The sequence below is a fragment of the Mesotoga sp. Brook.08.YT.4.2.5.2. genome (assembly GCF_003351125.1).
Classification (GTDB): Bacteria; Thermotogota; Thermotogae; order Petrotogales; family Kosmotogaceae; genus Mesotoga.
The window spans coordinates 62786-72273 of record NZ_JPGZ01000027.1; the positions used below are offsets into that span (position 1 = coordinate 62786).

7 protein-coding genes and 1 riboswitch are annotated in these 9488 nt (G+C 47.8%); all 7 genes read left to right on the top strand.

Annotation, left to right across the window (positions count from 1 at the left end):
• Positions 1 to 12 precede the first annotated feature (12 nt).
• Positions 13 to 113, bottom strand: a riboswitch (TPP riboswitch).
• 46 nt (positions 114 to 159) lie between these two features.
• The 7 genes from Q502_RS06780 to Q502_RS06810 all read left to right on the top strand — a co-directional run bounded on the left by Q502_RS06780 (position 160) and on the right by Q502_RS06810 (position 9424).
• Positions 160 to 1386, top strand: a complete 1227-nt coding sequence (locus Q502_RS06780) for a nicotinamide-nucleotide amidohydrolase family protein (protein ID WP_099829511.1) — start codon at positions 160 to 162, stop codon at positions 1384 to 1386.
• On the top strand, positions 1362 to 4397 hold the full coding sequence (mfd, locus tag Q502_RS06785) for a transcription-repair coupling factor (RefSeq protein ID WP_099829512.1): 3036 nt from the start codon (positions 1362 to 1364) through the stop codon (positions 4395 to 4397). The genes Q502_RS06780 and mfd overlap by 25 nt, the downstream gene beginning before the upstream one ends.
• Positions 4390 to 5709: a tRNA uridine-5-carboxymethylaminomethyl(34) synthesis GTPase MnmE gene (gene mnmE / locus Q502_RS06790; RefSeq protein ID WP_099829513.1), complete on the top strand. Its 1320-nt coding sequence runs from the start codon at positions 4390 to 4392 to the stop codon at positions 5707 to 5709. The genes mfd and mnmE overlap by 8 nt, the downstream gene beginning before the upstream one ends.
• Before the next feature lie 5 nt (positions 5710 to 5714).
• Positions 5715 to 6452: a hypothetical protein gene (locus tag Q502_RS06795; protein ID WP_099829514.1), complete on the top strand. Its 738-nt coding sequence runs from the start codon at positions 5715 to 5717 to the stop codon at positions 6450 to 6452.
• Positions 6453 to 6595: 143 nt separating this feature from the next.
• The gene (locus tag Q502_RS06800; protein WP_099829515.1) at positions 6596 to 7789 is read left to right on the top strand and encodes a PLP-dependent aspartate aminotransferase family protein; all 1194 of its coding nucleotides are present in this window, start codon (positions 6596 to 6598) and stop codon (positions 7787 to 7789) included.
• A complete protein-coding gene (locus Q502_RS06805; protein WP_099829516.1) occupies positions 7789 to 8742 on the top strand; it encodes an alcohol dehydrogenase catalytic domain-containing protein in 954 nt (317 codons plus the stop codon). Before Q502_RS06800 ends, Q502_RS06805 begins: the two co-directional genes overlap by 1 nt.
• A 19-nt stretch (positions 8743 to 8761) precedes the next feature.
• Positions 8762 to 9424: a YjjG family noncanonical pyrimidine nucleotidase gene (locus Q502_RS06810; protein WP_099829517.1), complete on the top strand. Its 663-nt coding sequence runs from the start codon at positions 8762 to 8764 to the stop codon at positions 9422 to 9424.
• Positions 9425 to 9488: the final 64 nt, after the last annotated feature.

The window sequence follows — 9488 nt, forward strand, 5'->3', positions numbered from 1 at the left end:
AGAAATTACCGGAGGCGCTAGCCATGGCCTTCCCTACGCCGGTGCTAACCGGATCAGGTTCTTGGGGTCTGCTTTCAGCACTCTCAGCCTTCTGGGCTCCCCCGGCACTCAATTATAACACTACGCTTTTGGTGATACAATTGACCAGGAGGTGGTCGCTTGAAGGCTGCAATCCTTCTTACCGGGGACGAAATCACCAGAGGCGTGGTCAAAGACAGTAATGGAGGTTATCTCGCAGAGAGTCTTACGGCACTGGGATTTGAAGTCCAGTCAATCGTTGTAGTTCCGGACAGCAGGGAATACATAAGCCACGAGATAAGAACGGCTCTTAGTAGAGCTGATCTCCTCCTAATAACAGGAGGACTTGGAACCACATTCGATGACATTACTCTTCAGACTGTTGCCGACTATCTCGGCAGGGAGCTGAGCTTCGATAGCGAGTATTATTCTGCATTAGAAGAAAGCTTCCTTAAGCGGTTTTCCAGAGAAGCCCCTGCGGGACTGAAGAGGCAAGCTCTCGTTATGCAGGACTCGGTTCAGCTTCCGAACATCTCTGGTAGCGCCAGGGGATCATTTGTGAGAACAGAGAACAAGGAGATCGTTATTCTTCCCGGACCTCCGATGGAAATGGAAGCGGTCTTCATGGAAGCCCTCAAACACATTACTCTGCCGCCCAAGATGTTTTCTAGAACGATCGGATTCTTGGATCTTACTGAACCAGAAGTAGAAGACTTCACTGAGGAGATGCTTTCCAGGTTCTCTGGAGTAAAGTTCGTAACAAGAGTACGTTATTTCTCTGGTCCAACAGTGATCCTGTCCGCGAGTGACGAGTCTGTTCTCGAAGAGGTTTGCCGCCTCTTCTCCGAGCGGTGGAAAAGGTACATCTACACAACAAGCGGCGAGGAACTGGTTGAAGTGGTTGTCAAAGGGCTTCGGGAAAAGAACCTGACAATTTCCGTAGCGGAATCCTGTTCAGGAGGACGCCTTTCTGCACTTCTCACTTCGGTTCCCGGAGTCTCAGATGTCTTTTCTGGAGGCATCGTATCTTATTCGAACGAATCGAAGATGTCACTCCTGAAAGTCAGTGAGAACTCTTTGAGTCAACACGGTGCCGTCTCTGAAGAGGTGGCCTTCGAAATGGCCGCGGGGACAAGTCGTCTCTTCGGAACTGATGTGGGCCTTTCCGTCACTGGAATAGCAGGTCCTTCGGGAGGGTCAGATCTTAAACCCGTGGGCCTTGTCTGCTCTGCAGTGAGGATTGTAGATTCAATAGAGACCTACACCGATAGATTCAAGGGAGCCAGAGAGACAATCCAGCTAAGAGCTGCAAGCACTGTTTTGAAAAGGCTTTGGAGGTTGTTTTGGAACGAGTATTATATAGAGTAAACGACCCGATTTCCTGGGTCGAGAAGAAAATCGAAAAGTGCTCTGCAACTGTAGTCATTTTTCCCAGCGAGAGAATGCTGGAATCCTTCATCGACATACATTCGAAGCATGAGGGTGATGGATTCTTCTTCTCTCATGATGTCTTCCCATTTGAAGACGTCGGGACTTCTCCCAGGATAAGGTCTGAACGACTCGCGTTGCTCAGAAAGCTGCTTCTCGGAGAGCTCAGAACCGTGTATACGTCTTTCCATGGTCTTCTGAGAAAGACAGTGCCAATCGAAGTCTTCGAAGGCCTTTCGTTGAAGGTTGAAGTTGGAGGTCCGCTCACTCTCCACGAGGACCACCTGCAGAGTCTGGGATATTCCAGGGCGTTTTCCGTCACAATTCCCGGGGAGTTTGCCGTTAGAGGAGGAATTGTCGACATCTTCATTCCTGGGACTGAAAGACCGATTAGAATAGACACTTTCGACAGAGAGATAGAATCGATCAGAAGTTTCGATCCGGCAACTCAGAAGAGTCTTCAAAGGCTGAATGAAGCTTATGTAACTCCTGCTGCCGAGGGCATCACCGCCTCACCGCACAGGGAACTCGCTCTGAAAAGAATTTCCAGCGCAGAAAAGGCAATCGGTGGCTCGGATGAGATTCTTCGGGACCGCCTGGACACGATGGATACTATTGCAGGAATCTTCTACGAGCGGCAATCGATTCTTCTTGACTTTCTTGAAAACTACAACGTAGTCTTTGTCAATCCAGACGATGCGTTAGCTGAATTTGGGCGAAGAGAACGCGAGACTCTTGAACTCCTTTCGGACAAAGCTGTTAGAAAGTTCCTCTACATCAGATTCGGTGGAGTGTCCTCAGAAGTGCTACTGAAGTTGAAGGATTATTCCATCGTATCTGACGGAGAAGTCTCCTCTCTTGATTATGACTCGGAGCTCTGCGAGAAGCTTGAGATAATCAAGAGACCAAGGAGAGAAGAAGAGTTTTTGCCGAGAATACCGGTGGTTGACTGGACGGAGCTGGAAGAGGGAGATTTTGTTGTCCACAAGGAGTACGGCATTGGTCGTTATCTTGGAGTAAGAACAGTGGAGAACATTCTAGGAACCAGAGAGTATCTTCTCCTGGAGTACAGAGATGGAAATAAGATCTACGTTCCGGTCGACAGGGTCGATCGTGTTCACAAATACATAGGAAACACCGAAGGAATTCAGTTGAACTCCTTGAGAGGTACTGCCTGGAACAGACAGAAATCGAAAGTGAAGAGAGAAGTGAAGGCTTTGATTGAAGAACTGTCAAACCTTTACGGCTCAAGAGAGGCCTCGTCAGGAATTCCTTTGATAGGCGAAAGCGAGATGGAGAAGAGCTTCAAAGAAAGCTTCCCGTATCTCGAGACAGAAGATCAGCAGAAGGCAGTCGAAGAAGTACTTGACGACCTGAGTACCAACAAGCCGATGGATCGTCTAATAAGTGGCGATGCCGGATACGGAAAAACCGAAGTGGCTCTGCGTGCTACCTTCAGAGCAGTTGTCTCCGGGAAACAGGTCGCTGTGATGGTCCCTACGACGGTTCTGGCCAGACAGCACTTCGATAACTTCGAAAGCAGGCTTAGCCCTTTTGGAATTAGAGTAGAGATTCTAGATAGATACAGGACCGACGCCCAGAGAAGCAGGCTCTTGAAAAGGCTTAAGAATGGACAGGTCGATGTCGTTGTAGGCACTCACTCTTTGCTCTCAAAGGAAATCGTATTCGCCGATCTTGGCCTGGTAGTAGTCGACGAAGAACAGCTCTTCGGCGTCCTCCAGAAAGAGCACTTCAAGAAGCTTCGGTTGCAGATACATGTTTTGTCGATGAGCGCCACGCCAATACCGAGAACTCTTTACATGTCTCTTTCGGGTCTCAGAGACCTCTCGGTAATATCTACTCCGCCCGCAGGAAGAACTTCGCCAGAGATATATGTAGGAGCGATAAATGAAAGGCTTATCAGAACGGCAGTACTGAGGGAGACCAACAGAGGCGGTCAAACGATCTTTGTTCACAATAGAGTCGCCGAACTGCCGGAGATTCTCGTGAAGCTGAGAGATCTTCTGCCGGAAGTCAAGATCGACGTTGCTCACGGTCAAATGAACAAGACGGCCTTTGAGCGTACGATAAGGGAATTCTACGTTGGTGAACTAGACATGCTTCTATGCACAACAATAATCGAAAGCGGTGTTGATGTCCCTAATGCCAATACATTGATTGTGAATGATTCCCAGAGATATGGATTGGCCCAACTTTACCAGTTGAGAGGTAGAGTCGGCAGGAGCAATCGGAGAGCCTTTTCATACTTTCTTTACGATCCAAAGAGACTGTCCGATCCTTCGAGAGAGAGGCTGAAGGCTTTGAAAGAGTTCTCGGGAGCCGGAAGCGGAATGAAGATCGCAATGCGGGATCTCGAGATAAGAGGGTTCGGAACGCTGCTTGGCGCAGAGCAACATGGAAACATCAACTCGGTCGGACTGTACCTCTATCGTGAAATGGTAGATAAGGCTATGAAAGAGCTAAGAGGGGAGTTCGAAATCGGTGTCGAGGAAAGGACTGTAGATACGGAACTGAAGAATATTCCGTTCGATATGGTGATCCCTGAGGAGTATGTCTCCGATTCTATAGAGAGGTTGAAGATCTACAGAAGAATCGCAGCATGTAAAGAAGAGAGCGAAATCGACGAAATAGAAGCGGAACTGATAGATAGATTTGGCCGACTTCCTTCTCAAGTTGTCTCCCTTCTTGAAGCTTCGCGGATAAGACTTGGGGCATTCACTATGGGAATAAAGATCGTTGAGTACGATTCTCACTCGGAAAGCTTAGTTATGACTCACGGCGAAAACCATATCCGCGACTCTCTGGGAGTTAGGAGCCGCAGGTTAATTGTAAACGAAAGGGAAGGGAAATCCATTCTCTATGGAGTGCCCGAAAGACATCTGATGAAGACGCTGAAGACACTCTTCCATGGAGCTGAGAACATTGTTTGAGGATATCATTTGCGCACTTTCAACTCCCAGAGGAGTATCTGCAACGTCTGTTGTAAGATGCTCCGGTCCACGGGTACTAGAGAGAATCCGATACTTGATCTCAGGCCCGAGAAGTCTTCAACCACGAAGGGCATATGTAGCGGAATTTGTCGAAGGCGATCGCTTCATCGATGAGGTCGTCGTTGTTTTCTTTGAAGGCCCGGCTTCCTACACAGGCGAAGATATGCTTGAGATCTCGTTTCATGGAAATCCGATTATTGTGGAGAACGCTTTGGAAGCCCTGTTTCGTGCTGGCTCGAGAATGGCTCTCCCGGGGGAGTTCACAAAGAGGGCGGTTCTGAACGGGAAATTCGATCTTATCAAAGCCGAGGCGATAAACGCCCTTATCACTTCCAAAACAGAGAGAGCTCTGGAAGCAGCTGTGAAAAGCTTTACAGGAGGTCTCAGTGAAGAAGTAGTCTCTTTCAGGGAAAAGATGATTCGTCTTCTCGCCGCCGTTGAAGTTGAACTGAACTATCCTGATGAAGTTGAGACTGATTACTCCTCTCTGCGCGGTGAACTCCTGGATTTGAGGAATGAGATTGCCCATTTCGTGAACAGTTCCGAGAACGGGATAATACTCTCTCGGGGAATCAAAACCGCAATCGTAGGAGAGACAAATGTCGGAAAGTCTACTCTTCTCAACGCTTTGCTGAAACGCGATAGAGCGATAGTCTCAGATCTTCCCGGTACAACGAGGGATACTATTGAAGAAGATCTCAACATAGAAGGTGTTCTGTTTAACGTAGTGGATACCGCAGGAATACGGGAAGCAACAGATGCTGTGGAAGAGTTGGGAATCAGAAGGAGCTTGAAGGCAATCGAGGAAGCCGATTTAGTAATTCTACTGAGAGATCCTCATAACCAGGAAAACCGGGATCTAGAGGAAGATCTTCGAAACGGAAGGAAGCGGCTTATTGTTGCAGCAAACAAATCCGATATTCGAAAGATCGAAAGCGGCTCTTACGATGTAATTATCAGCGCGAAAACCGGTGAAGGAATTAGAGATCTCGAGAAGCTCATGCTGAAGAAAACAGATGACATCACCTCGATTGAAGATTCCGTAATTATTAGCGCGAGGCAGAAACAGAAGCTTTCAGATTCTGTAGACTGCATTGACAAATCGATAGAAGCAATAGATAGTTTGATAACTGTCGACGTTGTGAGCACGATGATTGAGCAGGCCGCAAGAAGTCTCGACGAATTGTTGGGAACAAACGTTACAGAAGATTTGCTGAATAGGATTTTCGGCGATTTCTGTGTTGGGAAGTGATCTTAATGACTGGGATTCTCTTACTGCTAGCAGGTTCGGCCACGAGGTTTGTTCTTTCTCCGCTCTGGTACTTTCTGGCATGCACGCCTGCATATATTGTCTTCACCGTGCTGAGGAAGAGATTTGATTACCGCATACTAGCACTTGCTCCTTTGATCCCGATAGTCGCTGAGGTGATCGCCATACTTCTTGGCAATTTCAAGGCAGGCTTCCTTTTCGGAGACATAATCTGCATAATTACTGCCCTACTTGGCATGGGAGACGAACGACCAAAAGAAAGACTGATCCGGGATTTGGGGCTCTCTGGAGCCGAAAACAGAATGCGCGTAAGCTCCATGTTCTATACATTCGGCAGAGTAGCCCAAATCGAGAAAGTAAACATGAGTCAGAGTTACGCCGTTATTCATGACAAAGCCTTTCGCTTCACGGTCGATATCCCCGGAAGCGGAAGGGTCACCATGGTTATTCCGATAGAGAAGATCGAAGAGGTTTCAGTCCATCTGAGCATGTCTTCGGGCGAGCTTTACCTTCCCTCTCTCAGAGACATGTTCCTCCCTGCCAGAAAGATAAAGATGATAGGCAAACCAAAAATAAGGGACTACTTCTTACTTGTGAGGACTTCAGAAGACACCTATTCCTTCTACGAAGAACCTGCGACAGTTCTGAGAATACAGGAGGAGATAGAAGCGGCAAGAAAAGAAACAGAGCAATTAGTGCAGAATCATCCGGCAACTTCCACTTAAAAAGACGGTTGCAGGCTATCGAATGATTGTACTTTCCAGCGAAGATTTTTTCACAACACTGCCAAGTTCAGGTTTCGGGAGCCATTGTTAGTCGCACTTCTCAGTTGCTGCGCTATAATTCAATAAGAAGTGAGGTGGTAGATATGGAAGAATCGAGAGAATACCATTTTGACACTCTAGCAATACACGCTGCGGAGCAAGAGGACCAGAACCAGGCACTCAACTCTCCGATATACATGACTTCAACATTTACATTCACTGATTTGCAGCAAGCCGAAGATACCTTTTCCTTTAAGAGGCGGGCATACGTTTACACAAGAGGCGGTAATCCAACCATAAATCTTTTCGAACAGAGACTTGCCACTCTCGAGAACGGAGTGGACGGTGTAGCCTTCTCTTCAGGAATGGCAGCGATCAGTTCGGTGATTCTGTCCTTTTCGGGAGCTGGGGATTCTGTCCTTGCACACAGAAATCTCTACGGCTCAACGTTCGGGTTTCTGAACCACCTTATAGCGAAGTATGGGATCAATACGGACTTCATCGATATGACAGATCTCAACAATGTGGAAAGATCTATCACTCCGAACACAAGGGTGATGTTCCTCGAAACACCGACAAATCCGGCTCTAGAGATAATCGATATTGAGGGCCTTTGTGCCATTGCCCACTCGAAGGGCATAAAGGTGGTTGTCGACAACACGTTCGCAACCCCCGTATTCCAGAAACCTCTGGATTTCGGCGCGGACGTTGTGCTCCATAGTGCTACCAAGTACATATCGGGCCACGGAGACGTTGTTGGGGGAGTTGCGACCTCTAAGGACTTTGATTATATTCAGAAGCTGAAATTCGGATATATGTGTGAACTTGGAGGAGTCATCAGCCCTTTCAGCGCCTGGCTGCTACTAAGGGGCATGAAGACACTCGGGTTAAGGATGGAAAGGCATGAAAGAAACGCGACTGCAATAGCGGAATTCCTAAGAAAAAGGAAGGAAATCGAGAAGACTTCTTATCCGGGGTTCGAGGATCATCCAGGCCACAAATTGGCTGCCAGACAGATGGAAGGCTTCGGCGGAATTATCAGCTTCGAGTTGTGCGGACCAAAGGAAAACGCAGAGAAATTCGTCCAGGGCCTGAAGCTCATAAAACTGGCCGTTTCACTCGGAGATGCGGAGACTCTAGTAGAAGTACCTGCCATGATGACCCACAGAGACTATCCAGAGGAGGAACTTCATAGATTCGGGTTCTCAAGCAAGACAGTTAGAATATCAGCCGGTTTGGAGCATCACTCCGATCTTTTGGAGGACATCGAGGATGCTCTCGAGAAGGTCTACAAATAATGAAGGCGCTTATCTTTGATGAGACTCTGAGACTGAGAGAAGTACCTATTCCGGAAAGGCAACCGGGAACATCTCTTGTCAGGGTAAATCTCGCAGGTATCTGCAATACGGATATCGAAATAACAAAAGGCTACATGAACTTCCGAGGAATTCTCGGCCACGAGTTCCTCGGAACAGTGGTCGAAAGCGACACAAGTTTCCTAGTTGGAAAGAGAGTAGCCTCCGAAATAAGCATACCCTGCAAGAAATGTGATCTGTGTGATATGGGACTTTTCAAGCACTGTAGAAACACAAGGACAATCGGCATTGCAGACTACGCGGGGACAATGGCCGAGTACGCCGTTCTGCCGGACGAGAACCTTCACACAATACCCGAGAAAGTTTCCGATAGAAAGGCGGTGTTTGTAGAACCATTGGCTGCAGCCGCCCATGTGCTCGAAAGTGTTGATTTCTCTTCAACTGACAGAGTCTGTCTTATTGGAGATGGGAAGCTTGGTATGCTTATATCGATGGTGCTTTCCGCGAGCGGAGTTGACCATGTACTTGTTGGCAAACACTCAGAGCGAATGAAGCTTCTCGGAGACAATAACAGAGCCTCCTTTGTAAGCGTAAACGAAGCGGACTCCTACGATAGAGACTTTGATGTGGTGGTCGAAGCAACGGGGAATCCCTACGGGCTGGCTTCTGCGTTGAAAGTAGTGAGGCCCCAGGGAAAGATCGTGCTTAAAAGCACCTATGAAGGAACTCCAGAAGTAGACATTACAAGTGTAGCTGTGAGAGAGATTCACCTTATTGGATCGAGGTGCGGGCCATTTGACAAAGCGATCTCGTTTCTTGAAAGCGGACTTGTTGACCCAACAACCCTTATAGCGAAGACGTTTTCCATTGACGAGTCGCTTGAGGCTTTTGAAGCAGCCAGAAGATCTCTCAAAATAATTATAAGGATGGATTAAACTGGACGGCATCTATAGAATGTACTTCTTTGATCTAGATCACACAATTCTCGATTTCGAGAGAAGTGAAATAGAAGCGCTTTTGGAGTTGTTCGACTCTAGAGGGATCGCGTTGTCTGAAGAACAACTCTCATTATACAGAGAAACAAACTCGAAGTGGTGGAGTTATCTTGCGCTTGGAGAAAAGACCAAGGATGAAGTCGTTCTTGGAAGGTTTGTGGATTATTGCAGCTCTATCGGAGTGAGCTTTAGTCCTGAAGAACTGAATGACGAATACCTGACCAGACTTTCAAAGAAGGCATACTTTCTCCCGGGCGCAAAAGAGTTTCTCACAACGATGAGGCGCCGCGGAAAAAGAATGGCGGTAATAACGAACGGAGTATACCGCGTGCAACACAACAGATTCCTTTCTGCAGGCCTCCCTGAATTCTTCGAATTCTCTCTTTCTTCAGAAGAGGCCGGCGCTGCCAAACCCAACCCCGAAATCTTCTTCGTGGCAATGCGTAGGGCACGTGTTCAGAAGGATGAAGTCGTATACATTGGAGACAGTCTTGAGTCGGACTACAGAGGCGCAGAAAATGCGGGAATTGACTTCATATGGTTCGGCCCTCATGCTCGGAGGAATCGTGGCCCGATAAACATAGCAAAGAGCTACGATGAACTACTTATGCTTCTTGTTTGAGTCGAAAAACGGTTTCTGGGTCCGGTCATGCACACGTGCCGTAACGTATTCACCCCCCAGGGGA